Here is a 22,997-nt window from a genome sequence, read left to right on the forward strand (position 1 = left end):
AAGGGTTTGTTTTACTGATGGGCTGCCTGCTGGCCGGCCCGGTCTTCGCTGAAGCGATATTGACGCCGGCCCAGGTGCAGGCCGCCTACCGCAGCTCGGAAGCGCAGTTGCTGGACCGCAGCGGCGCGCCGTTGCAATCGTTGCGCGTGGACATGAAGGTGCGGCGTTTGCCGTGGGTGCCGCTGGCCGACATCTCGCCTGCCGTGCAGCAAGCCGTGCTGCTGGCGGAAGACCAGCGCTTCATGCGCCATGGCGGCGTGGATGTGTCCGCGCTGGCCACGGCTGCCTGGGACAATCTGTTTTCCAGGAAACCTCGGGGCGCCTCGACCATCACCATGCAGCTGGCGGGCCAGCTGGACGCGGACTTGCAGGCTCAAGCGGGCGGACGCAGCCTGCGCCAGAAATGGGACCAGATGCGTGCCGCCCAGGCTATCGAGGATAGCTGGAGCAAGGCGCAGATTTTTGAAGCGTATTTGAACCTGGTGTCGTTCCGTGGCGAGCTGCAAGGCATCGCCTCCGCCTCGTACAGCCTGTTCGGCAAGGCGCCGTCCGGCCTGAACCAGACGGATGGCATCATCCTGGCCAGCCTGGTGCGCGCGCCGAATGCGCCGCCGGCCACCGTCACGCGGCGCGCCTGCGCGCTGGCCAAAGAGTGGCGCATGGACAGCAGTTGCCAGCTGATCGGCCAGCGCGTGCAGACGGCCTTGCAGCGCACGGCCCTGTACGCCGACCTCGCGCCGGCGCCGCAGGTGGCGCAGCAGCTGCTCAAGCAATCGGGCGCCTCCGTACGTAGCACCCTCGATGGCCCCCTGCAGCGTTTCGCGCAGGAGAATCTGCGCCAGCAACTGGCCTCCTTGCGCGAGCGCAATGTCAACGACGGCGCCATCATCGTGCTCGACAACCGCAGCGGAGAAGTCCTTGCCTATGTGGGCAATGCGGGCGGCAGCCATGTCGATGGCGTGGCGGCCCTGCGCCAGGCCGGTTCCACCCTGAAACCGTTTTTATATGAACTGGCCATCGAACGCCGGCTGATGACGGCCGCCTCCGTCATGGACGACTCGCCGCTGGACGTCGCCACGGCGTCGGGCATGTATGCGCCGCAAAACTACGACCGCAATTTCAAGGGTTACGTCAGCGCCCGCACCAGCCTGGCCAGTTCCCTGAACATTCCCGCCGTGCGCACGGTGCTGTTGACGGGGCAGGACGGCTTTTATAACCGCCTGAAGGACGTGGGCCTGTCGAGCCTGACGGAGCCGGCCGAATACTACGGCCCTTCGCTGGCACTGGGCTCGTCCGAAGTGACCTTGCTGGAACTGGCCAACGCCTACCGCGCGCTGGCCAATGGCGGGCTGTACAGCACGTCCGGCTTGCAGCCGGGCCAGGCAGGCAAGGACCGGCGCCGCGTGATGGAGCCGGGCGCCGCCTTCATCGTGGGCGACATCCTGGCCGACCGCGCTGCGCGCAGCATGACCTTCGGCTTGCGCAACGAGCTGGGGACGAATTTCTGGAGCGCCGTCAAGACGGGCACGAGCAAGGATATGCGCGACAACTGGTGCATGGGCTACTCGGCGCGCTACACGGTGGGCGTGTGGGTAGGCAATTTCGATGGCAAGCCCATGTGGGACGTGTCGGGCGTGACGGGTGCCGCGCCCGTGTGGCGCGACGTCATGGATTACCTGCACAAGAACGTGCCCAGCCATGCACCGAAAGCGCCGCCCGGCGTGTTGCAGCAGATGGTGGCGTACCAGCCCGCGCTGGAAGCGCCGCGCCGCGAATGGTTTATCGCTGGCACGGAAAGCCCCGTCATCGCCGTCTTGGGCGATACCGTGAAGCCGGCCGCCATCATGTATCCGGCCGAGGACAGCATCCTCGCCATCGACCCCGACATCCCGCCCGCCCTGCAGCGTGTGTTCTTCCAGGCGCAGGGTAGCCGCGACTTGCGCTGGGTGCTCGACGGCAAGGATATGGGCGCGGCTCTTGATAGCATCAGCTGGCGCCCCGTGCCTGGCAAGCACGCGCTGGCCCTCGTCGATGATGCTGGCAAGACGGTGGCGCAGGTGGCGTTCCAGGTGCGGGGCAATGCCTTCGCGCAGCTTGCCGTACAGGGAAAATAATCAGTTCGATGGATAATTCGCCGGGTCGATGGCTGGCGTGGCGTAATGCCGCAGTACATCGCCGCCGTGCGGGTGTTTTTGCGTACGGCGTTTTTCGTCCGATGGCGGGCTGACCAGCACGATGGTCGCTTCGTCCGGGTTGCGCAGGTTCACCACCGCGCTGACGCCGCCATCGCGGTAGCTGCCCATCACGCCGATGGCCATCTGCACGAACAGGGTGGCTGCGCCCGTGTTGCCCAGGCGCTGGTCCGTGTCTATCCACTGCGCCGTATTGCCGCTGTCGAGTTCCGTGCCGCCATCTTCCGCATGTTTCAGCAAGGTCTTGTGCAGTGTCACCAGTTGGGCCTGATTGCCGCCCGTTGCCGCGACCAGGCGCGCCGGCGCGGCGGGCCGCTCCGCTTCCGGCAGACTGCGCAAGGCTTGCTGCCAGCCCGCCTGCAAGGCTTGCTCGCGCTGATCGCGCCGCGTCAATGGCTTGCCATCCTTGTCGATCATCCTGACGAACGTGGGCCTGTGGATGAAGCCGAAGGTGGGCAGGCGGTCCAGCTGCGCCAATTGTTCCTTGTTGAAGGGCAGGGGAAACCAGGGCGTGGGTTGCCATTCTTTCGGCGGGTGATAGGTCTTGTGTTTGAGCCTGTCGACCATGCTGAACGTGCCCGTGCCGCGGATATCGGGGCGCTGCGTGAATTGTGCGGCGACGGGCAGCCATTCGGCGATCGTGGGCTGGCGCCGGGTGGTGGCCGCCGGATCGGTTTCCAGACGTGCCTGCGGCACGGTTCCCATCAACTCATAGTAAGCCAGGTATAGCCGCCGCGCCACGCCGTAGGTGTTCAAATCGTCGACGCTGTCCTCGGGCGGCGCATCGTCATAGGCGAACTTGCGCACGGCGTCGATGCGATCGCGCCGGGCCAGCACGAACAGGGCCGAGGCGTCGGGCATTTCGGGGATGTAGTAGCCGTCCTTGAGCAGTTCAGGAGTGTTGGGAAGACGATTGGTATCGCGCGACTCCATGCCATCATGCGAATTCAGGATGATGTATGGCACGTCAGGATGGGCGTCAAAAAATGCGAAAACCTCCTCCAGAATATGCTCGGGATGTTCGTCGAAGCGTCGCGGCCCCGCCACAAACAAATGCCAGTGCATGCCAGAGGAGGAGGCACTGCCCGCCAGGCCCATGATGGGGGCATGTGGAGTATCTTGCTGCGCCGGATCTGTAATGGGACCTTCGGCGTTAAATATGGGCACGGCAAAATACATCGGCGCGTTTTGTGCGCCATTTTCCAGCGAGTCTCCTGCACGCCCTCCACTTGTGCCGGCTTTGTCCAGGCTACTCCACGGATACTTCTTCGTATCTTGTTCACGGATGCTGGCATAGGCATTCCCCGTCTGCAGCGCTTCCCACAGCTTGCCTTGTCGATACTTGTCCAGTGTAACGCCAAGACCGATGACTTCCAGCACGTACTCGCGCTTTTCCTGCTCGGTGGGCGCCGCCACCTGCACTTGCTGCTTTGCGACTGCCATGGGCTTCGACGAGTGCCGCCAGCGCGAACCGAGCAATGTGGCCGCGACGATGGGCGGGATCAGCAACAGCCATTGCAGGTAGCGCCATATTTTGCTGCTCATAGTGGACTCCGATAAGAAAGGTGATGGGCTGATCAACAACGACCCAAGCATTACCAGCACGATGACGGCTGCACCGAGTGGATATCGTAAGCGTGGAGATGCACTTTTCATTTTGGGATATCGTCGCTTGGCTTGTGGACGACTGGAGCAAGGACCGTTTCAGTGCGCCTGCCGTTGACTGTTTCACATACGACGGTGGAGGGCAGCCCAGCCTGCAGGGCAGGTAGCCAGGCGGGTAATTCACCCGAGCTGTAGTAGTCAGCATTGCCTTCGATAATCTGCCTGCGCTTCGGTGGTTCTGCAGCCAAGTAGACCGCGAATTTTTTTGCGAAGGTATCCCATTTCAATATCGATGGGCGCGGTATTTTGTCATTCCTTTTCAAACGCCAATCCGCCACAGCGCACATGTACCGGTAAAACTGCGGATCGCTGCTCGCCTTGCCTCCACCGATGGCCACGTCATATGCCGTCACGTTGCGGTGGTTTTCCGCGTTGCCGATGATGGTGCCGTGGAAGGATTTGGGACTGACCTCGTTCTGCCAGCGCTTGCGCGCCTCGTTCGGCGTTTCTTTGCGGTCGAGAATCAGCCTGTCGCCGCCGCCAGGATGGCGCGAGACGCGGTCGATCTTGCATTGATCGCCCGCTTCCTTGCCAAGATTCAGGGCTTTTTGCACCTGCTCGCGTTCGCCCGCGCCGAACATGCCGGTGCCGAACTCGGGGATGCGGTGCTGCAAGGGACGCGGGTCGGCGATGATTTCCTGCTTGCGCATGCGCAAACCTTTCTTGCTGGTCACCGCGATGGCCGCATCGATCGGATCGACCTCTTCGCACGGTCCTTGCTGGTCGCGCGGCAGCTTGGCCTGGGCGGAATCCTTGGGGAATTGCCCAGGGCGGATCTCGCCGCCGTCCAGCACGGCCGCCCTGGGCGCGCGCAGCGCTTCGCCATTGATCGTGCGCAAGCCTTCACGCCGACCTGATTCCGTTGAAAAGATATTCCATTTGCCGGGTTTGACGGGCGGCCACGGCGCCTCGTCATGCATGCCGCGATGGCCGCGGTTGGCGCCGGCCACGTGGGCGTGGTCGTCCTCGCCTTCCAGGCGCAGGGCAAAGTCGTGCGGCGGCTGGCCCACCAGCACCGGCCCTCTGTTCTTGCCAGCCGCGTCAAGGCGCTGTTTGTTGGTGAATACGCGCTGGTAAAATCCCTTGCCCAGCTCCGCCAGCGGCTGGTGGCGCTGGAGTTCCTTTTCCCAGTAGGTGGGGCCGTCACCCCAGATGCTTTTGTCCGTCTTGCCCTTGGTCTTGGACAGGCCATGGCCGTCGATGTAGTCGGGTATGCCTTGCCAGCCGATGCCCTGCATATTGTCCAGCGCTACCGTCATATCTTCGGGGCAGAAGTACAGGTAGACCTTGCCCCGGTTGTCGCGGTCCGCTTCCGCCCGCCATGTCGCGCCCGCCATGCCATGGCAGACGGCGTGATCCTTGATCTGCGCAAAGGCGGGCGTGGCATGTTTTTTTGCCACCACGCCCTGCACGATCTGCACCAGCGTTTGCAGGCGCGCATGCAAGGTCTGGCGGTTGTCGATGGCGTCGTACTGATCTTCCATCACCGCATCCCGGCCGCCGCCGAAGATGCGGCTCGATTCCGCCGCGCCGAAAAACATGGACGTGTCTTCCACCAGGCTGTAGGGTGGGTGCGTGAGGATCAAGGTGTCGGCGGGCCGCTTGCCTTCGTCGAGCAGGAAGGCCTGTGCCAGCAGCGAGATCAGACAGCCCTGGCTGTGCGCGACGATGGAAACGACGTCGTTGCTGTCGTAGTCGCGGATCATGGCGATGAGGGCCGCCAGGCGCTTGGCGGCCAGTACCATGTACATGCGGCCCGGCGCCGTCATCAGCGGGCGCACCGGATCGCCGCCCACGTCGTAGGGAGAGAACAAGCCCTTGTTCCACATGTCGGGCAGGGTATTGGTAGCATTGCCGAACGGGCCGCCGTTCTTCGACATGTCCTTGTCCAGTCGGTTGCCGTAGCGGTCGGTGTTCTGGCCGTTGACCACTTTGCTGGCGTTGCCTTGTTCGCGAAAACCCCAGTAAAACGGGATCACGGGGCTGTATGTCGTGTCATCCGGCTGGCGCTTGAAAAAGATGGCGTCCGGATCGGCCAGGGTTTCCCGCTTATCGGATTCCTGCGGCATACGGTACGCGGCCGGGGTGAACACGTGGCCGCCGCCATACATGCGCGCATCGAGTCCCTGGCATAAACCCTTTTCCACGGCGCCAAAACTGGTGCCCACGTCATTGACGCCATGGATGACGATGACGTTGCCTGGCAGCTCAGGTCGGATGCGCACGATGGCGTCCTGCATGCGGCCGCAATGGAGCAGGGCGGTGCTCTTGCCGCTGGTATAGGGAAGTTTGGGATACGCCATCGCCGCTCCATGCTGACCAGACAGGACAGTGTAGAGGGGCGCGACGGCGGATTAGTTGTGCTTGCGCAAGCTTTGCAGGAAAGAATGCGGCCTTCTGCGTTACTGCGCGCTGAGGATATTCGTCAGTGCAATGCGATACGCTGGCTGCACCTCGCCATCCCGGTCCAGCTTGTCCGTCATGATCACGCCGTAACCTTGCGCGTACCACACGTATTCGCCGCTTTTGCCCTTGCTCTTGCCACCGACGTCACGCAGTTCGAACTTGCAGGCGTCGGGGAAGCGGCGGCCTCCCAGTTCCAGGCGTTCCCAGCCGAGGAAAGTGATCGAGAAATCGCGCTTGTCCGTGCGCGTGGAGGTGGTGATCTTGTCGGACAGGCCGGCCAGCGGGTAGTGGGTGCTCGTTTGCATGTCCGTGAACTGCACGCGCACTTCCTGGCCGGGGCGCATGGTGGCGGGGATGGCGGACTGGGGCGTGTACACGTTCTTGCTGCGCACGCTGCCGTCTTCGTTGTAATGGACCATGCCGGTCAGGAAGACCTGGCCGTCGCGGATGTCCTGGTAGGACGTGGCCAGCAGCACGCCGCCGTCGAGGATCAGCTGCGTGCCCTTGAGTTTCTTGCCCTCGAAGGTTTCCTCGACGTTGACTTGCGCGTCGCCATTGTTCTTGCTGAACTTGATGCCCGTCGTCAGCTCCATGCACTCGCCCACCGTGGGCGCCGCCTGTACACTCGCGGCGGCCAGTACGCCTGACGCTACCATCGCCACCATCCCACACCATGCTGCTTTCATTGTCATCCTAGCTATCTTGTAAAGGCGCGATGATAGCGTGCCTTGAAGCAATGTGGCGCAGCGCTGGCGGCGGACTTAGCGGGCCGGTGCTGCCGGTGTCGCTGGCGGTGAGGTGGCCGGTCCGCTGGCTGCCGGGGTGTCCGGCGTGGCCACGGGCTTGCCGCGGCGGCTGCGCTTGTCCGTGCGCGTTTTGCCGGGCTTGGCGTCGTGAACCAGCTTGCCTTTGTTGTCCAGTTTGTCGGACTGGTCCGATTTCTGGCCCGGATCATTCGGATTGTTGGTGTGGTTGCCTGTCTGGTTGACATTCGTCGTAGACTGGGCTTGTACCCAGGCGCCGCCCACGGTCATCAGGGTGGCGGCCAGCAAGAGAGCGGCGGTTTTCATGGCAGTGTCCTGTGCAAGTGTTGATTCGAGCTGGCATTGTCACACAGGAGAGCGCCCGCACGGGTAGGACGCTGCCTCATGGCTGTGTCGGCTACTTGCTACTGATCAACGGAATTGTTCCGTCGAGATATCAAATCGCTTGAGTTTGTCGTACAGGGTTTTCTTCGGGATATTCAAGGCAGCAGCCGCCTCGATGACGTTGCCATTGTGGCGGCGCAAGGCTTCCTCGATGATGGAAATCTCGAAGGTGTCGACTTGCTCGGCCAGCGACGCCTCGCGGCAGCCGGCCGGGCTCAGGGTATCGTCGAGCAAGCCCAGCACGAAGCGGTCGGCCACATTGTGCAGCTCGCGCACATTGCCGGCCCAGCGCTGCGCCATCAGGGAGGCGATCAGTTCGCCGCTGACGAGGGCGGCCGGCTGGCCATAGCGCAGCGCCGCCTGCAGCACGAAAAATTCGAACAGCAGGGGGATATCCTCGCGCCGGTTGCGCAGGGCAGGCAGGGTCAGGCTGGCCACGTTCAGGCGGTAATACAGGTCGGGCCGGAACTTGCCCTGTTCCGCCAGGACATTCAAGTCTTCCTTGGCGGCGGCGATGACGCGGAAATTGACGGAAATGAGTTTATTGGAACCGAGCCGCTCGACTTGCCGTTCCTGCAGCACGCGCAGCAGCTTGACTTGCAGGGCCAGCGGCATGCTTTCGATTTCGTCGAGGAACAGGGTGCCGCCGTTGGCGTACTCGATCTTGCCGATGCGCTGGCGCTGCGCGCCCGTAAATGCCCCTTCCTCGTGGCCGAACAGTTCCGATTCGAAGATCGATTCGGGCAGGGCGCCGCAATTGATGGCCACGAAAGGGTGGTCGCGCCGCTCGCTGAAGTCGTGCAGGCAGCGCGCGATCAGTTCCTTGCCGGTGCCCGTTTCACCGAGGATGATGATGTCGGCCGACTTCGGCGCCAGGTTCAGCACCAGCTGGCGTACCTTGGCCATGGCCGCGCTGCGGCCCACGATGCGCGCCTCGATCCCGACCCGCTGCTCGAGCTGGCGGCGCAAGTCCATGTTTTCCAGCACCAGGTGGCGCTTGTCGAGAGCGCGGCGGCACACTTCCACCAGCAAGTCGGCGGAAAACGGTTTTTCGATGAAATCGTAGGCGCCACGGCGCATGGCCCCGACGGCCATCGACACGTCGCCGTGGCCCGTGACGAGGATGACGGGCAGGCTGGCGTCCTGCGCCACGGCGATGTCGAGCAGTTTCAAGCCATCCATGCCAGGCAGCTTGATGTCGCTCAATAAAATGCCGGCAAATTCGGGCACCAGGTAGGGCAGCGCCTCTTCGGCCGTGGCCACGGCCGTCACTTGCAGGCCTGCCAGTTCCAGCGATTGCCGGGCGCCCTTGCGCACGACGGCATCGTCTTCCACCAGCAGCACTTGCATGCCTTCAAAATTATTCTCGTGCATCAGATATTTCCTTCGTCTCTCTCCCCCGGGTCGCAGCTCAGGGTGATGGTGAATTGTGCGCCGCCCCCTTCCTGCGCGCTGCGGTTGCGCACGGCCAGTGCGCTGCCGGCCGCGCGCAGTATGCCTGCGCTGATCGATAATCCCAAGCCCAGTCCGTGTTCCTTGGTGGTATAGAAGGGGTCGAAGATCTTGTCGAGCGAGGCCAGCGGGATGCCGGGGCCATTATCGGTGATATGCAGTACGGCGAGCTTGCCTTCGCGGCGCACCTGGAACCATATCTGCACGGGCTCGCTTTCCGGCACGGCATCCATGGCGTTGGTGATCAGGTTGGTAAACACCTGTTCCAGGCCGATGGCGTTGCACAGCACGATGATGTCGTCCTCAAGCCAGCTTTCATGCAGGGTCAGACGCTGCGAATGCTTGCGCGTGCGGATTTGCAGCATGGTTTGCGCAAACGCCTGGCGCACGCTGACGGGTTTGCGGGCATCGTCGCCGCGCCGCGCAAAGCCTTTCAGTTGCGACGTCACGTAGCCGAGGCGCTTGACGAGGTCGGAAATGGTCGACAGATTATCGAGCGCATCGTCGATGCGCCCGCGTGCCAGAAACACCTTGGCATTGTCGGAAAAGGTTTGCAGGGCGGCCAGCGGCTGGTTCAGCTCGTGCGTGACGCCGGCCGCCATCTGGCCGATGGCTGCCAGTTTGCCGCTTTGCACCAGTTCCGCCTGAGCATAGCGCAGGGTTTGCTCGGCCCGCTCGCGCTCGGCCACTTCCGCCTGCAGGCGACCATTCGCGTGCACCAGGTCGGCCGTACGCTGCTCGACCTTGATTTCCAGCTGTTCATAGGCGCGCGCCAGGGTTTGTTGCGCATTGAGCTTGTCGGCGATGCGGCGCCGGCGCTGGCGCGCATACATCAGCGCCAGCAGCAGCAAGGCCCAGCCCAGCGCGGCGGCGATGGCCGCGTTGCGCGCCGCCTCATCGACCTGGTCGAGTTCGGCCAGCACGGTGATGCGCCATTGCAGGGGACCCAGCGCGCGGTTCACGGCCAGGTAGTTCACCTTGTCGGCGCTGCCGGACAGGGCCGGCGTGTCGCCAGCCTGCGGGCGCTCCAGGGTCATCACGCTGGCACCATCGGCGAACTGGCGCTGCACCTTGTGCGGCAAAATGGGCAGATTTTCCTGCAGGAACTGGCGCTGCTCGCTGATATCGTTCTTGGCGGCCGGCGACAGGGGCGCCAGGGTCTTGAACTTGAAGGCGGGTGTGGTGGCCAGGATGATCACGCCATTCGCATCCTTGACCCAGATCTGCTCGCCTGCGCCCGGCGTGCGCCACGATTGCTCGATCCAGTCCAGGTTGACCTTGGCGGCGACGATGCCGATGATGCGTCCGTTGCGCTGCACGGGCTGTGAAATGAAATAGCCGGCCTCGAAGGTGGAGAAGCCGATGCCGTAAAAGCGGCCGATGCCGCCCGCGAACGCATCCTTGAAGTAGGGCCGGAAACCGTAGTTGACGCCCACATACGAGCTGCGGTCTTGCCAGTTGCTCGACGCCAGGGTCGTGCCCTTGTCATCGAGCACGTAAACGGCAAAGGCACCCGCGCGGCGGTTCATGTCGACCAGGTAGGCGTTGATCTGCGTGACCTTGTCGGCGCTGGGCTGCTCCAGCAGTTGCGCCACGGCATCGCTCTGGGCCACGGCCAGGGGCAGGAATTCGTATTTATTCAGGGCGCCGCCGATGGACGCCGCATACAGTTCCGCACGCGAATCGAGCGTGCGGTGCAATTCATCGAGCTGGCGCTGCTGGACCCAGGCATACGAGGCCCACGTCAGCACGGCCAGCGACCCCACGGCCAGCAGGGGGGCGAATAGCCTTGGGGTCTGACCCGGCGGGTCAGACCCCAAATAAGTTTGCAGTCGCTTAATCAAGCGCCCTCAATCGGCGGTACTGGCCATGGTTTCGGCATTGTGATGACGCTGCTGCTCTTCCATCACCATCTCGCCCAGCATGCGCTTGAGGCGGTTGAACTCGGGGTCGCTCGGGTCCCGCGGGCGGGGCAGGTCGATGGCCACGTCGCGCTTGATGGTGCCGGGACGGTAGGTCATGACGATGGTGCGGTCGGCCAGGTAGATCGATTCCTCGATCGAGTGCGTGACGAAGACGATGGTGGTGCCGAAGACTTTCCAGATTTTCAGCAATTCATCTTGCAGGTTGCGCCGCGTCAAGGCATCCAGCGCGCCGAACGGTTCGTCCATCAGCATGATCGGCGAATCGAGGGCCAGCACGCGGGCGATGGCCACGCGCTGGCGCATGCCGCCCGACAAGTCTTTCGGGTAGCGGGCACGGAATTCCGTCAAGCCCAGCATGCTCAGCAGCATGTCGACCCGTTCGCGGATTTCGGCCGGCGTCTTGCCGGCGATTTCCAGGCCGAAAGCGATATTGCTCTCGATGCTCATCCATGGGAACAGCGCGTATTCCTGGAACACCATGCCGCGGTCGGGACCGGGCTCGGTGATCAGCTTGCCGCCGGCCAGGATCTGGCCGGAAGTCGGCTGCGAAAAGCCGGCGATGGCGTTGAGCAGGGTCGACTTGCCGCAGCCGGATGGCCCCAGCAGGCAAATGAACTCGCCGCTGGCGATTTCCAGGTTGATATCCTTCAAGGCGATGACGTCCGCGCCGCCCGTGGTGAAGATTTTATTGACTGCATTGATATTGATCGTGGTCATGGCCGTTCCTCTCAGTGTTCCAGGCCGCGGTGCCACTGCAGCAAATGATTATTCAGGGCATTCATGGCCATATCGATGGCCAGGCCGAACAGGCCGATGGTAAACATGCCGGCGATAATCTTGTCGGACCAGAAGTACTCGCGCGCTTCCAGGATGCGGAAACCGAGGCCGCTATTGACGGCGATCATTTCCGCCACGATCACGACGATGAAGGCCGTGCCCATGCCGATGCGCGCGCCGGCCAAAATGTACGGCGTGGCCGCTGGCAGGATGACACGGCGGAACATCGTCATCTGGCTGGCGCCCAGGTTGCGCGCGGCGCGGATATAGATGCCGTCGACCTGGCGCACGCCGGCAATGGTATTCATCAGCACGGGGAAGAAGGAACCGATGCTGATCAGGAAGAAGGCGGGCGGGTTGCCCAGGCCGAACCACAGGATCGCCAGGGGAATGTAGGCGATGGGCGGGATCGGGCGCAGCACCTGCACCAGCGGGTCGAACAGTTTATAGATGGTCTTGTTGGTGCCCATCAGCAGACCCAGCGGCAAGGCCAGGCCGGCGCCGATGGCGAAGCCGCCCAGCACGCGCGACAGGCTGGCCCAGGCGTCATGCGGCAGTTCGCCGGAGAACATCCACACCAGGTAGTTGCCCGCTTCGGGCGTGTACGCTTCCATGGGGATCAGGTATTCATACCACTTTACCAGCACGGCCACGGGCGAGGGCAGGATTTGCGGATTGATCCAGCCGAACGTGGACAGTGCTTGCCAGAACAGCAGCACGACCACGGGCACGATGGCACCGTGCGCGAAGCGTTTCATCATTTGAATATTCATCGTGACACTTTCAGATTAGCGTGGAGCGTAGGTTTTCTTGGCTTTTTCCAGCAGGTCGAGCTTGACCCAATCTTTGGCGGCAGGCGCTTTTGCCATGCGGCCCACGCCGAATTTCACCATGTAGTCGGTGGTCAGCTGCACGTGGCTCTGGGTGATGTCTTCCGTGAAGATGGCGTTGTCGATGGCGTCGCGGTAATCGTCGGACGTGATCTGGTTCTTGAACATCGACTCGCGCACGTATTTTTCCGCCAGTTTCGGGTCGGCCAGGAAGGCGCGCGTGGCAGCGACGAAGCAATCCATGAAGCGCTGGGCCACGGCCGGCTTTTCCTTGTACATCTTTTCCGTCATCACGAGCGCGCGTACGGGCTCGCCCAGCGGCGTGTCGTAGGGCTTGATGATGGCCGCGCCGTATTTCTTGTGGATCGCCTGGGTCGAGTAGGGCTCGGACTGGCTCATGACGTCGATATCGCGGGTCAAGAGCGCTTGATTCAGGTCCGGGTAGCCCATGTACAGGATCTGCACGTCCTTGCCCGGCTTGTCGGACCAGGTCAGTTTGGCCTTGGTGAGTTCGGCAAACAGCAGGATTTCCTGCGGGCCGCCGCGCGTGACGCCGACTTTCTTGCCTTTCAGGTCGGCGATACCCTTGATGTTCAGGTCGGGACGGCCGACGATTTGCACGCCGCCCTTGGCGAAGCCGCCCACCAGGTACACGGGCAAGCCCGTGGCGCGGCCCGTGATGGCTGCTTCCAGCGCGCTGGCCGAGACGTCGATTTCGCCAGCGATCATGGCTGGCACGATGTCGAGGCCCTTGGCGAAGATGCGCTCTTCGATTTTCAAGTCGTATTTCGGCGCGATTTCCTTCATGTAGGCGACGGCGCCGTAATGGGCGAATTTCAGGTTGCCCAGGCGGACCAGGTCGGCCGCATGGGCTGCCAGCGGGAATTGCGCTGCCAGTGCGACGGCCACGGTCAGTGCCTTGGTGTTCAGGAAGGACGAAATGCGGAAGGTGCGTGCCATGCTGTTGTCTCCAAAAGGTAGATGGTTTTATATAGTGGATCAGGCTGCCGCTCTGATGGCGGTTATGAAAATATAAAAGCATCTTCCGTGCCAGTGGAGCGCATTTTGGCGTTTATTGCAAGTGATTGTTTATAAAGGTTTAATTTGAATCTGTTGAAAATGGGAAATGGCGAGATTCCGTCTTTCCGCACGGCGAGGGGAAAGGCTGTGCGGATTGCCGCATTTTCGGTGGCCGCTTCGATGCTGGCTGGCGCTGCGCCTGTCGTTGAACCTTCAGGGCGTGGCCGACTCCAATTGTAAAAAAACGCGTTGCAAGCAGGCTGGCAACGCGTAACTCCCCCGTGGAGTGGGGATGGCGCCACGCGGGCGCCGGTCTGAGGCCGTGCGCCGGCTTTACTTTGGCGCCGTGGCGGGCGGCAGAGCGGGCGCGGTGGCCGGATCGGTCAGCGGCGCAGGCGGCGTCACGCTGCCAGGACCCGCTTCCGGCATGGCTGGTGTGACGGGGGCAGGCATCACCTGCGGGGCGGAACTGGGATTGGGTGCCATTTCTGGCAGGGGCGCGTCGGCCGGTTTTTTACAGGCGGACAGGGTGACGAGCAAGGCAGCGGCCAACAGGGCAGGCATTTTCATGATATTTCCTTTGCAAGAGTCCAAGAGTCGAAGTATCGCGATGCGGGCGGCGGGCGCCGCCCGCGAAGCTTGAATTTATTGCAATGGTGGTTCCGCTTCTGTTCGCTATTTCACTTTGCGCCATGAATGGGGGGCAGAGTGGGGGGGCGCCGCGTTTTTTAGATGCCATTTTTAGATGCCGCGAGAGAAAGAATTCAGTAGGGCAATACTTTTCACTTTCTTGTTCCTAATGTTCGTTAACGCACAGACCAAGGAAGAGCAGGGTGGCATTCTGTGCCCAGACGCTCAGGATTCGTGGTGTTCTGGTATAAAAATTGCCAAGAACTTAACAATCCGGGCTACCGGCAATCGTTTAAAAGGAGTATTCAAATGCATGCAATGACTCAGTCTCACGTGAAGAGCGAATTAAAGGCAGCGCACCAGGAACTTCGTAGCCCCGAAAAAGGCTCGCAAATGGTAGAACGCGCAGCACCCATCCCCCCGGAGCGCATGAATCCCATTTCCATGGCCCCGATCGAGCGCGTGCGTTCGACGTCGGCCACCCTGCGCCGCATCGAAAACATGCAAAAGCTGATTGGCGAATTGTCGCTGCACGAGATGCTGGCCGACGAAATCGCCTGGTTCCTCAAGTTTTCGCCATCGGGCGCCCGCAAATACATCCGCGACTTGCGCGAAGCGGGCGTGATCGAACTGGCCCGCTACATCGAAGGCACGGCCACCTACCTGGGCAAGGCAGTGTACCAGCTGACGCCAGACCCTGAGCGGGTGCGCGCCTTCCTGGCCGCCATCGTCCAGCCGAAACGCGAAGGCGCGCCACCGCGCAAGGACCGTCCCGGCCTGCGCGAGCAAAGCATGGCAGGCAGCGGCCGCCACTTCCACATCCTGGCCGATGACACGCATTACGCCATCCGCGTCAACCGCGGTCCCGTGACGCGCGATCCTTTGGTGGCTGCCTTGTTTGGTGCGCCTCAGCAAAAGGCTGCAGAGTAAAAATATTGCGCCTGAGTGGCCGCGTGGCGGCTGGCGGGCGCAACGCTTGTGGTTTTATTCTCAGATGCATGTTGAAAGCCGGGTTACGCCCCGGCTTTTGGCGTTGGAGCTAGCCCTTTGACCTTGGCGGATTGAAAAGATGTTAATCAACCCCATGTGGGCTGGACTGCCCGCCCGTCCCGATGCGGGTTCATTCGAAGGAGCTTGTCCTTGTCTGCCTACGCCGTCTCCCTTTGCCCGATTGCCCTCGTTGTTCTGAAGCGGGCCGTCGCATGAACCCGCTGCTGTGGATCGCCTTCGTCACGGCCGCCATCGTTTTTTCGCTGTGGTTCCCCCGCTGGCGTTTGAAGCGTGCCCTGGCCAAGCCCTTGCCGCCTGAAGGCCTGGCCGTGCTGGAAAAGAATATTCCCGTGTATGTGCGTATGCCGGCGCCGCTGCAGGAACAATTGCGCCATCTCGTCGTGCAATTCCTGTACCAGAAGAAATTCGTCGGCTGTGGTGGCCTGGAGATCACGGACGAGATGCGTTACACCATCGCCGGCCAGGCTTGCCTGCTGCTGCTGAATCGCCAGACGCAGGTGTATCCCGAGCTCGACACCATCCTCGTGTATCCCAACGAATTCATCGTCACGCGCGATGAAGTGGGGCCGGGCGGCGTGGTGACGCCATCGGCCAACGGCTTGTTGGGCGAATCCTGGGGCGATGGCCGCGTGGTGCTGGCCTGGGACCACGTGCAGCGCGGTGCGGCCGACTGGACCGATGGCCACAACGTGGTGCTGCATGAATTCGCCCATCAGCTCGACAGCGAATCGGGCGCCGCGAATGGCGCGCCCTACTTGTCCAGCGTGTCGAGCTACCGCAGCTGGGCCACGGTGCTGTCGCGCGACTTCGACAACCTGCGCCACGACGCCATGGTTCAGCAGCAAAGCGTGATGGACCACTACGGCGCCACGAATCCCGCCGAATTCTTTGCTGTGGCCACGGAAACCTTCTTTGAAAAGCCGTACCAGATGGCCGAGCACCACGAAGAACTGTATGCGCAATTCTTGCAGTACTACAAGGTCGACCCGCGCGACTGGATGGCGCCGCCTGTGGAAGCCGAACACATGGCCTCGCCATTCCCCAACTTTGCCCAGCACTGGTAAGCGGGGACTTTAACCGAGCAGCCGCTGTTTCAGCGCGGGATAGCTGCTGCGCGAGACGGGGATGCCCGTGCTGGTCTGCGTGTCGAGCGCGTATTTGCCGCCCGCCGCGATCTGCAGCCGCTTGAAGCCGAGGCTGTTGACGATGTAGGAGCGGTGCACGCGCAGGAAGTGGGGCGGCAGCAATGCCATGAGCTTGTCGATAGCCAGGTCGTGAAAGCACTGTTCGCCGCTGCGCAGCACGACGTTGCTGTAGTGGCCATCGGCTTGCACGTGGTCGATCTCGGCCACGGCGATCCATTCCAGCGCCCCCCGTTTCTTGACGGCCAGCGAGGCCGTTTCCGTATGCCGTCCCGTATAGCGTTGCAACGCCTTGTGCAGGCGTTCGCGGCTGAAAGGCTTGGCAACGAAGTCGAGCACGCCAAACTCGAACGCGGTGATCGAGCGTTCTGCGTGCGCCGAGACGATGATGGTCTGGAACGGGGCGCTGCCGGCCTGGCGCAGCAAGTCGTAGCCGTCCGCGCCGTGCAGGTGCAAGTCCAGCAGCAGCAAGTCATAGTCATGCTGCCGCAAGGCGGCCAGCGCCTGTTCCACATTGTCATGCAGCGCCAGCGCCGCCAGGCGCGCGCCGAAATGCGCGCGGACCTCGCGCGCCAGGCCTTGCGCAATCAGCGGTTCATCTTCCAGTATCAACACATTCATGGCGCCGCCGGCAAGGTAAAGGTGAGGCGCCAGCCCGCTGGCGGTTGTTCGCTGGCATATTCGCTGGCATAGCGGGCGGCATCGCCAAATACGGCGTGCAGGCTGGCGCGGATGTACTGTTCTCCCACGCCGCTGCCCGCGTGCGGACGTGTCTCGCCTTCGGGCAGGAGCAGGGTGAGCACGTGCGTTTGCGCATGTTGTGCGATGCGCAGGATAAAGGCCGCGCCATGGCGGTAGCGGTTGTGGCTGAACGCGTTTTCCAGCGCCGTCAGCAACAGGGCGGGCGGCACGCTGATGCCCGCCGCCTCGCCATCGAGCTGCAAACGGCACGACTGCTGCAGCCGGGTGCCCATGATGCTCAGGTAATTCTCGCACAGGGCCAGTTCCTGCGTCAGGGCGATGCTGGGTTGCTGGGCAAACTCGTTGAGCATGCGCAACTCGGCGCCCAGCGCCTCGATGAAGGTTTCGGCCGCCTGCGGCGATTGCGCGTTGAGTTCGCTGATCAGGCTGAGGGAATTCATCAGGAAATGCGGTTGCATGCTTTTGCGCAAGAGCTGGTTTTCCAGCTGCTGGGCACGCGCCGCCTTGCTGCGTACACGCAGCAGCTGGGCCAGCAGTTGCGCGCACAGGGGCAGCAGCAAAAAGCACACGACGAGGGCGAAGCCGCCTTCGGCAAACTGGTTGCCCGTCAGCAGGAATAGTGCGCACGAAGCCAGCGCGATCAGCGCGCCGCCACGGCTGCCCGGCAGGCGGCGCCACAGGGCGCCCAGGTTGAGCGCCAGGCTCGCTGCCAGGCCCGTCAAAAACATCAGCCAGCAGCGCCCGTCGAAATGCGCGGGCAGCGCGCCGGCCAGCGCAATGCACGCCAGCAGCACTGCCGCCGCCAGCGGCCAGCGTGGCAGGCGGTAGGCCGTATAGAAATACAGGGGCAGCAAGGCGGAAAACAGCCAGGTGAGGGCGCTGACGGCATACAGGCGCGGCATGTGCCAGGGGTAGGCATAGCCGGTCAAGCTGCGCCAGATTTCCACCACCAGCAGCAGCGCCGCCACCAGGCACAGCGCGGCAAACATGGCCCAGTGCCGCTGCCGCTGGTACAGCGCCGTCAAGGCCAGGAAGAGCAGGGCGACGGCGCCCAGCGCCCCGGCCAGTAGCAGCGGCGGCAGCCGGTACCAGGCCAGGCCCGCGCGGTAGTCTTGCCGGTCGACCAGGTACAGCGCATAAAATGGCGACGCCAGGTGCGCCGGCACCTGCTGCGTCGACAGCAGCAGGCGCAGGTGGTGCTTACCCATGGCCAATTGCTGTGGCGTCAGGTGGATGGCGAAATCGATGTCGCCCGCGCGTTCCCCGCTGGCCTGGCGTGCCGGTTGGCCATTGCTGCCGATCCAGACACCATCCAGCCACAGCTCGCTCGAAGCCAGCGCCGACAACACCAGCAGCTGCGTCGACGAGGGCGTGGCGGCCAGGGTGACGTTGCGTTCGAGGCACAGCAACTGGCCCGGTTGGACCAACTGGTGCAGCGAGGCGGGCGCAGACGACGTGTTGCCGCAGCTGCGCCAGCCGTCGTCCAGCCAGAGCGGATGCATGGCGCAGGCGAAGGTGGGCAAGGCCAGGCAGCAAGCGAGGCAGTACCGCAGCAGGTAGCGGAAGAAGGAGGGCATGGCGGGCATTGTAGCTGCTCATTTGCCAACCCTTTGCAACATTTTCATCCTCTTCGGTGCCGTTCATGCGGGCTATGTGCATTTCGTGCACGGCCCGCCAATGCTGTGTGAAAGACACTTACCATGCATCAGCGCCGTGCTGTGTACACGGCCCTCACCATGGAATAATGACTATGCAAAGCAGCAAATACTACGTTTTCGCCGGTGCGCTGGCGCTGTTGTGCGGCGCGGCGCAAGCCGCCTCCGTGCCCTCATCTGCTCCTTCCGCTGCGCTGGCCGCGCGCCTGGCCGACTTCGACGGCTGGGCGGCCCAGCGCATGGGTGCGGCGCGCATCCCGGGCGTGACTGTCGGTTTCAGCCAGGGCGAGGTGGAATGGGTAAAAGGCTATGGCTATGCGGACTTGGAAAACCGCGTGCCGGCCACGGCCCGCTCCAGCTACCGGTTGGCGTCCGTCACCAAGCCCATGACGGCGGTGGCCATCCTGCAACTGGTTGAACAGGGCAAGGTCGACCTGGATGCACCCGTGCAAACCTATGTGCCGTACTTCCCCGTCAAAGCGTTTCCCGTGACGGTGCGCCAGCTGCTGGGCCACCTGGGCGGCATCGATGCCTACCGCGACAGCAAGGCGGAACAGCATTTCAAGGAGCACAAGGATACGCGCCAGTCCATTGCCGTCTTCGAGCAATTCGACCTGATCGCCGAACCGGGCACGCGCTTCCGCTACACCAGTTATGGCTACAACTTGCTGGGCGCCGTCATCGAGGGCGCATCAGGCGAAAGCTATGGCGGCTACATGCGGCGCCACGTGTGGGGGCCGCTGGGCATGGACGCCACCGCGATGGATGACCCGGACACCGTGATTGCCCACCGTGTGCGTGGCTACCGGCTGGCCGGCAAGGAATGGAAGAATTCGGAATTCGTCGACATCAGCAGCCGCTTTTCGGCCGGCGGCACGCGCTCCAGCGTGCCCGACATGCTCGCTTTCGGCAGGGGCGTCCACGACGGCAAGATCTTGTCGGCGGCCAGCGTGGCTGCCATGGTGCAGCCGATGGCCACGCGCGCGGGCCGCTTGACGCACTACGGCATGGGCTGGGAAATCTTCCCGACGGGCGGGCGCTACGCCATTGCCCACAGCGGCCAGCAGCCGGAAACCGTCACTTATCTGTACAGCTTTCCCTCGCGCAAGCTCACCATTGCCGTCGCCTCCAATCTCGAGCGCATCAATCCCGAGGCCTTCGTGCAGCGCCTGTTCGAGGTGGTCACGGGCGAGCCGTGGCAGCTGAAAACGTATATCGCCGATGCGGGCGCGCAGCGCGATTACCAGGTGGCGCAAGGCTTGTTCGAGGAGGGCAGGGCGTACGCCGAGCGCACGCGCCAGCCGTATGCCGATGCAGCAGCCACGCGCGAGGCATTCCTGCAAATCAACCGCCAGGCGCTGGCGCCCGACCCCAAGGCGGCGCGCGCCTACATCGAGGCGGCCCGCCATCCCGCAGGCGGAAGAGTCTTCCTGGCCGCTGGCGCCAGTATGGCCGAGGCGCTGCGCCAGTCGGGTATCGACCTGGACACCTATTCGCGTGGCGGCGCGCTGGCGTTTGCGCGCGACTATGTCCTGTTGTCGCACGGCGCGGCGGCCGGCACCTTGCTCCGCTTCGATCCCGCTTTCGAGCAAGCCATCGTGACCCTGGCGGCCAGCTGGGACCGCACGGCCGCCATCGCCTGGCCGGCCGCCTCCGCCTATGTATCCATCGCCGCACTCGATGGCCAGCTGCGCGCGGCCTTCCGCGGCCAGCGCGCCTATCCCGATTTCGTGCCGGAACTGCTTGAATTGGCGCAAGCGTCGGGCGGGCGCGGCGAGTCGGAGGAGGCGCTGGCAGCCAGTCGCCTGGCCGTGGCACTGTATCCGCTCAGCGACCGCGCGTATGCGCTGCAAGGTTTGACCTTGCTGCGCGCCGGCAAGGGGGAAGCGGCCCTGGCCGCCCTGCGCCTGGCGCTGGCCCGCGACCCCCTGGGCGCGGCCAGTCCGGCGGCGCTGAACCAGGAAGCCTACCGCCTGAAAGGCAGCGGTGGCGTGGCGCAAGGCTTGACCGTGCTGCAGGCGGCCGTCAGCCTTCATCCGCAGGACGCGAATTTGCAGGATAGCCTGGCCGAGTTTTATGTGGAGCAAGGCATGCGCCCGCAGGCGGTGGCGGCCTACCGCCAGGCACTGCAGCTCGATCCCCGCTATCCGGGCGCCGTGGGGGCAAAAGCGGCGATCCTCCGCCTCGGCGGTACCGCACAGGCGCTGACGCCTTAGATGAATTTTTCATATCTCTGCTGATGGTGATTTTCTGGGCGTATTTCTTCCTGCCCAGCAGACATGATTGAGCGGCTATGTGCGTAAGCGAACGGTATGCTGGCGCTGTCCGGCGCACGCTATCCTGGTGGCGCATGGTGCGCCCGCAGCCGACCAGGAGGGCCGTATCATGTCACGCATCATCGCAGGTCATTTTCAGTTGCAGGAACAGATCGACGCTGCGCGCGCCGCCCTGAACCAGGCGGGCTTTCCCGACAGCCGTATCAGCGCCTTCTTTGTCAGCCAGCCGGGCCAGCATGACTTACACGCGCTCGGTGGCGACCGCGACATGTCGCCTGGCGCCAAGGAGACGCCGGAAGGCGTGGTGGAAGGCGTCGCCGTGGGGGCGGTGGTGGGCGCCGGCATCGGCGCCGCCGCCACCCTGGCGACAGGGCCGCTGGGTCCGGTAGTGGGGGCGCTGGTGGGCGCCCACGTGGGTTCGCTCTACAGTTTTAACAAGATGAAGGAGGCGGGCGAACCTGAAAAGCATGCTGAAAACAACGGCGAAAACCGTCGCCAGCCCCGGCATCCTGGCATGCTGATCGCCGTCGCGCTGGGCGGCCTCGACGAGCGCGAACGGGCACTCGAGGCGCTGCACCGGCTGGGCGCCGAGCATATCGAGGAAGCGGAAGGCACGATTGCCAATGGCGACTGGCACGACTTCGATCCGCTCAGCATTCCTGTGCTGGTGGCGTGAATCGGCGCACCCGCCGTGCAAGATGCATAAATGCCGCGCCGCACGGAATTTAGGTATGATACTTGTCAGTATTCGTAATTATTGGTAAACAATGCCGACAGGGATAGTTTCCATGCGCCCGAAGTGACACTGGACCAGGGTGACTGCCTGTAGTACTTGCCTCGCATGCTAACGAGTATGAATAGGAGGGCGCGTCATGACACAGGCATGGTTCATTCTGACACGGGCCGACGGGCGCGACATCTGCGCGCCCTCGCCGGCGCAGCTGGCCGATGCGCTGGCCGAAGTCTACCGCGGCGGTGCTGTCACGCCGGACGGCAGCCCGGCCGCCGTCTTGTTGCGTTTTGGCTACGACGATGGCTTGATGTATCAGGTCGAGGTCGCTAGCGGAGGCGAAGTCACTTTCGAAGAATGGTCGGACCGCGATTGCGAAATCGCCCTGGCCAGTCCGCGTCACATGTCGGCCCTGCCGCAGGGCGAGGCGCTGCAGCTGTGGCAGTGGCTGGCGCAGCGCCAGGTGGCGAAGATCCGCAGCCAGCCCTGGCAGGGCGCTTAGCCTGCCGCTTTCAACAGGCTCTAGTGCGCCATCAGCACGGGGATCGTCATGCTCTGCAAAATCGTGCGCGTGACGCCGCCCAGGATGGTTTCGCGCAGGCGCGAATGACCATACGCTCCCATCACCAGCAAATCGGCCGACAGGTCGGCGGCCCTTGACAGCAGCGCTTCGCCGATATCGCCGCGCCGCACGCCACCGCCATCGAGCAAATGCAGCCGCGCTTCCACGCCGTGGCGCGCCAGGTAGTGCGTCAGTTCGGCGCCCGGCTGATCGCCGTGCTCGGCGGCATGCACCTGGGCATCGAAGATGGCCACGTGGACTTGCCCGGCGCGCTGCAGCAGGGGCAGGGCGGCGGTCACGGCGCGGCTCGCTTCCTTGCTGGCGTTCCAGGAGATGAGCACATTGCGCGCGGCGGCCGGCGGCGCCAGCAGGGGCAGCGACGGCGCATACGGCACGATCAGCACGGGGCGGCCCGAATGCAGCAGCACGTAGGCGGGAAAGTCGCGCATCACGGATGGCGATTTATCCTTGGCATTGTATTGGCTGATCACCACCAGGTCCGCATAGCGGGCCAGCAGGCTGATGCCGCCCGCCGCCTCGTCGTCGAGCACGCGCTGTTCGAACGAGGCGACGCCGGCCGCGCGCACTTGCGCCTCGAAACCGTCGAGAGCACGCGTCGCCCGTTCCCGCAGGAAATTGAGGTGCAAGCTCAGGTTCGGGTCGGCATCGAGGTCGGGCTGGTTCTGGTACAGCAGGCGCGACACGCCCGTCAGCGCCACGCCCGTCAGGTGGCCGCCGCAAGCCTGGGCGATGCTGGCGGCCGCGTCGATGCGGGCGGCGCGCCCGGCGCTGTCGTCGATGTGGAGCAATACGGTTTTATATGTCATGGCCTGTCCTCTCGCTGTGCGGTATGGGCCATTCTGGCACAGTCCTA

19 protein-coding genes are annotated in these 22,997 nt (G+C 63.5%); 6 read left to right on the plus strand and 13 right to left on the minus strand.

From position 1 onward, the window contains the following. The first annotated feature begins 17 nt into the window (after nt 1-17). Nucleotides 18-2,114: a penicillin-binding protein 1C gene (gene pbpC / locus ACQ4WL_RS12995; RefSeq protein ID WP_436510409.1), complete on the plus strand. Its 2,097-nt coding sequence runs from the start codon at nt 18-20 to the stop codon at nt 2,112-2,114. Here pbpC and ACQ4WL_RS13000 read toward each other — a convergent pair whose 3' ends face one another. The 10 genes from ACQ4WL_RS13000 to ACQ4WL_RS13045 form a co-directional block, all read right to left on the minus strand. Then, nucleotides 2,115-3,737: a type VI lipase adapter Tla3 domain-containing protein gene (locus ACQ4WL_RS13000; RefSeq protein WP_436510156.1), complete on the minus strand. Its 1,623-nt coding sequence runs from the start codon at nt 3,735-3,737 to the stop codon at nt 2,115-2,117. Between the two features lie 107 nt (nt 3,738-3,844). Then, nucleotides 3,845-6,160, minus strand: a complete 2,316-nt coding sequence (locus tag ACQ4WL_RS13005; protein WP_436510157.1) for a T6SS effector phospholipase Tle3 domain-containing protein — start codon at nt 6,158-6,160, stop codon at nt 3,845-3,847. Between the two features lie 99 nt (nt 6,161-6,259). Next, nucleotides 6,260-6,919 carry a hypothetical protein gene (locus ACQ4WL_RS13010; protein WP_436510158.1) on the minus strand — a complete coding sequence of 220 codons (660 nt, stop codon included), beginning with the start codon at nt 6,917-6,919 and terminating at the stop codon, nt 6,260-6,262. A gap of 105 nt (nt 6,920-7,024) precedes the next feature. Beyond that, nucleotides 7,025-7,333: a hypothetical protein gene (locus ACQ4WL_RS13015; RefSeq protein WP_436510159.1), complete on the minus strand. Its 309-nt coding sequence runs from the start codon at nt 7,331-7,333 to the stop codon at nt 7,025-7,027. A 105-nt stretch (nt 7,334-7,438) separates the two neighbouring features. Next, complete coding sequence (locus ACQ4WL_RS13020; RefSeq protein ID WP_436510160.1) at nt 7,439-8,785, minus strand: sigma-54-dependent transcriptional regulator; 1,347 nt, start codon at nt 8,783-8,785, stop codon at nt 7,439-7,441. After that, entirely contained in the window at nt 8,785-10,683 is a 1,899-nt protein-coding gene (locus ACQ4WL_RS13025) for a sensor histidine kinase (RefSeq protein WP_436510161.1), read from the minus strand. The genes ACQ4WL_RS13020 and ACQ4WL_RS13025 overlap by 1 nt, the downstream gene beginning before the upstream one ends. A gap of 30 nt (nt 10,684-10,713) precedes the next feature. Further along, complete coding sequence (locus tag ACQ4WL_RS13030; protein ID WP_426056983.1) at nt 10,714-11,505, minus strand: ABC transporter ATP-binding protein; 792 nt, start codon at nt 11,503-11,505, stop codon at nt 10,714-10,716. An 11-nt stretch (nt 11,506-11,516) separates the two neighbouring features. After that, on the minus strand, nt 11,517-12,326 hold the full coding sequence (locus ACQ4WL_RS13035; RefSeq protein ID WP_436510162.1) for an ABC transporter permease: 810 nt from the start codon (nt 12,324-12,326) through the stop codon (nt 11,517-11,519). Nucleotides 12,327-12,353: 27 nt separating this feature from the next. After that, nucleotides 12,354-13,355 (minus strand): ABC transporter substrate-binding protein, encoded by a 1,002-nt coding sequence (locus ACQ4WL_RS13040; RefSeq protein ID WP_436510163.1) that lies wholly within the window; start codon nt 13,353-13,355, stop codon nt 12,354-12,356. Between the two features lie 393 nt (nt 13,356-13,748). Beyond that, nucleotides 13,749-13,985, minus strand: coding sequence for a hypothetical protein (locus ACQ4WL_RS13045; RefSeq protein ID WP_436510164.1), 237 nt, complete (start codon nt 13,983-13,985; stop codon nt 13,749-13,751). 489 nt (nt 13,986-14,474) lie between these two features. On the opposite strand from ACQ4WL_RS13045, the gene ACQ4WL_RS13050 reads away from it, so the two are divergent. Further along, nucleotides 14,475-14,975, plus strand: a complete 501-nt coding sequence (locus tag ACQ4WL_RS13050) for a winged helix-turn-helix domain-containing protein (protein WP_010396453.1) — start codon at nt 14,475-14,477, stop codon at nt 14,973-14,975. Between the two features lie 272 nt (nt 14,976-15,247). Then, the gene (locus tag ACQ4WL_RS13055) at nt 15,248-16,120 is read left to right on the plus strand and encodes a M90 family metallopeptidase (RefSeq protein WP_436510165.1); all 873 of its coding nucleotides are present in this window, start codon (nt 15,248-15,250) and stop codon (nt 16,118-16,120) included. A gap of 9 nt (nt 16,121-16,129) precedes the next feature. Here ACQ4WL_RS13055 and ACQ4WL_RS13060 read toward each other — a convergent pair whose 3' ends face one another. Beyond that, nucleotides 16,130-16,819 (minus strand): LytR/AlgR family response regulator transcription factor, encoded by a 690-nt coding sequence (locus tag ACQ4WL_RS13060; RefSeq protein ID WP_436510166.1) that lies wholly within the window; start codon nt 16,817-16,819, stop codon nt 16,130-16,132. Beyond that, the gene (locus tag ACQ4WL_RS13065; protein ID WP_436510167.1) at nt 16,816-18,486 is read right to left on the minus strand and encodes a histidine kinase; all 1,671 of its coding nucleotides are present in this window, start codon (nt 18,484-18,486) and stop codon (nt 16,816-16,818) included. Before ACQ4WL_RS13065 ends, ACQ4WL_RS13060 begins: the two co-directional genes overlap by 4 nt. 164 nt (nt 18,487-18,650) lie before the next feature. On the opposite strand from ACQ4WL_RS13065, the gene ACQ4WL_RS13070 reads away from it, so the two are divergent. The 3 genes from ACQ4WL_RS13070 (at nt 18,651) to ACQ4WL_RS13080 (ending at nt 22,063) form a co-directional block, all read left to right on the plus strand. Beyond that, nucleotides 18,651-20,771, plus strand: coding sequence for a serine hydrolase domain-containing protein (locus ACQ4WL_RS13070; protein WP_436510168.1), 2,121 nt, complete (start codon nt 18,651-18,653; stop codon nt 20,769-20,771). Nucleotides 20,772-20,940: 169 nt separating this feature from the next. After that, complete coding sequence (locus ACQ4WL_RS13075; protein WP_436510169.1) at nt 20,941-21,507, plus strand: hypothetical protein; 567 nt, start codon at nt 20,941-20,943, stop codon at nt 21,505-21,507. 196 nt (nt 21,508-21,703) lie between these two features. Further along, a complete protein-coding gene (locus ACQ4WL_RS13080; protein ID WP_436510170.1) occupies nt 21,704-22,063 on the plus strand; it encodes a hypothetical protein in 360 nt (119 codons plus the stop codon). A gap of 20 nt (nt 22,064-22,083) precedes the next feature. Here ACQ4WL_RS13080 and ACQ4WL_RS13085 read toward each other — a convergent pair whose 3' ends face one another. After that, on the minus strand, nt 22,084-22,950 hold the full coding sequence (locus tag ACQ4WL_RS13085; RefSeq protein WP_436510171.1) for a universal stress protein: 867 nt from the start codon (nt 22,948-22,950) through the stop codon (nt 22,084-22,086). Nucleotides 22,951-22,997 lie beyond the last annotated feature (47 nt).

Source organism: Janthinobacterium kochi (assembly GCF_051380715.1).
Lineage (GTDB): Bacteria > Pseudomonadota > Gammaproteobacteria > Burkholderiales > Burkholderiaceae_D > Janthinobacterium.

What these genes read in the sequence shown, in the direction of transcription:
- pbpC (WP_436510409.1), top strand. Translation starts at nt 18, where the DNA reads ATGGGCTGCCTGCTGGCCGGCCCGGTCTTCGCTGAAGCGATATTGACG.
- ACQ4WL_RS13000 (WP_436510156.1), bottom strand. Translation starts at nt 3,737, where the DNA reads ATGAGCAGCAAAATATGGCGCTACCTGCAATGGCTGTTGCTGATCCCG.
- ACQ4WL_RS13005 (WP_436510157.1), bottom strand. Translation starts at nt 6,160, where the DNA reads ATGGCGTATCCCAAACTTCCCTATACCAGCGGCAAGAGCACCGCCCTG.
- ACQ4WL_RS13010 (WP_436510158.1), bottom strand. Translation starts at nt 6,919, where the DNA reads ATGGTAGCGTCAGGCGTACTGGCCGCCGCGAGTGTACAGGCGGCGCCC.
- ACQ4WL_RS13015 (WP_436510159.1), bottom strand. Translation starts at nt 7,333, where the DNA reads ATGAAAACCGCCGCTCTCTTGCTGGCCGCCACCCTGATGACCGTGGGC.
- ACQ4WL_RS13020 (WP_436510160.1), bottom strand. Translation starts at nt 8,785, where the DNA reads ATGCACGAGAATAATTTTGAAGGCATGCAAGTGCTGCTGGTGGAAGAC.
- ACQ4WL_RS13030 (WP_426056983.1), bottom strand. Translation starts at nt 11,505, where the DNA reads ATGACCACGATCAATATCAATGCAGTCAATAAAATCTTCACCACGGGC.
- ACQ4WL_RS13035 (WP_436510162.1), bottom strand. Translation starts at nt 12,326, where the DNA reads ATGATGAAACGCTTCGCGCACGGTGCCATCGTGCCCGTGGTCGTGCTG.
- ACQ4WL_RS13040 (WP_436510163.1), bottom strand. Translation starts at nt 13,355, where the DNA reads ATGGCACGCACCTTCCGCATTTCGTCCTTCCTGAACACCAAGGCACTG.
- ACQ4WL_RS13045 (WP_436510164.1), bottom strand. Translation starts at nt 13,985, where the DNA reads ATGAAAATGCCTGCCCTGTTGGCCGCTGCCTTGCTCGTCACCCTGTCC.
- ACQ4WL_RS13050 (WP_010396453.1), top strand. Translation starts at nt 14,475, where the DNA reads ATGAATCCCATTTCCATGGCCCCGATCGAGCGCGTGCGTTCGACGTCG.
- ACQ4WL_RS13055 (WP_436510165.1), top strand. Translation starts at nt 15,248, where the DNA reads ATGAACCCGCTGCTGTGGATCGCCTTCGTCACGGCCGCCATCGTTTTT.
- ACQ4WL_RS13060 (WP_436510166.1), bottom strand. Translation starts at nt 16,819, where the DNA reads ATGAATGTGTTGATACTGGAAGATGAACCGCTGATTGCGCAAGGCCTG.
- ACQ4WL_RS13065 (WP_436510167.1), bottom strand. Translation starts at nt 18,486, where the DNA reads ATGCCCGCCATGCCCTCCTTCTTCCGCTACCTGCTGCGGTACTGCCTC.
- ACQ4WL_RS13070 (WP_436510168.1), top strand. Translation starts at nt 18,651, where the DNA reads ATGCAAAGCAGCAAATACTACGTTTTCGCCGGTGCGCTGGCGCTGTTG.
- ACQ4WL_RS13075 (WP_436510169.1), top strand. Translation starts at nt 20,941, where the DNA reads ATGTCACGCATCATCGCAGGTCATTTTCAGTTGCAGGAACAGATCGAC.
- ACQ4WL_RS13080 (WP_436510170.1), top strand. Translation starts at nt 21,704, where the DNA reads ATGACACAGGCATGGTTCATTCTGACACGGGCCGACGGGCGCGACATC.
- ACQ4WL_RS13085 (WP_436510171.1), bottom strand. Translation starts at nt 22,950, where the DNA reads ATGACATATAAAACCGTATTGCTCCACATCGACGACAGCGCCGGGCGC.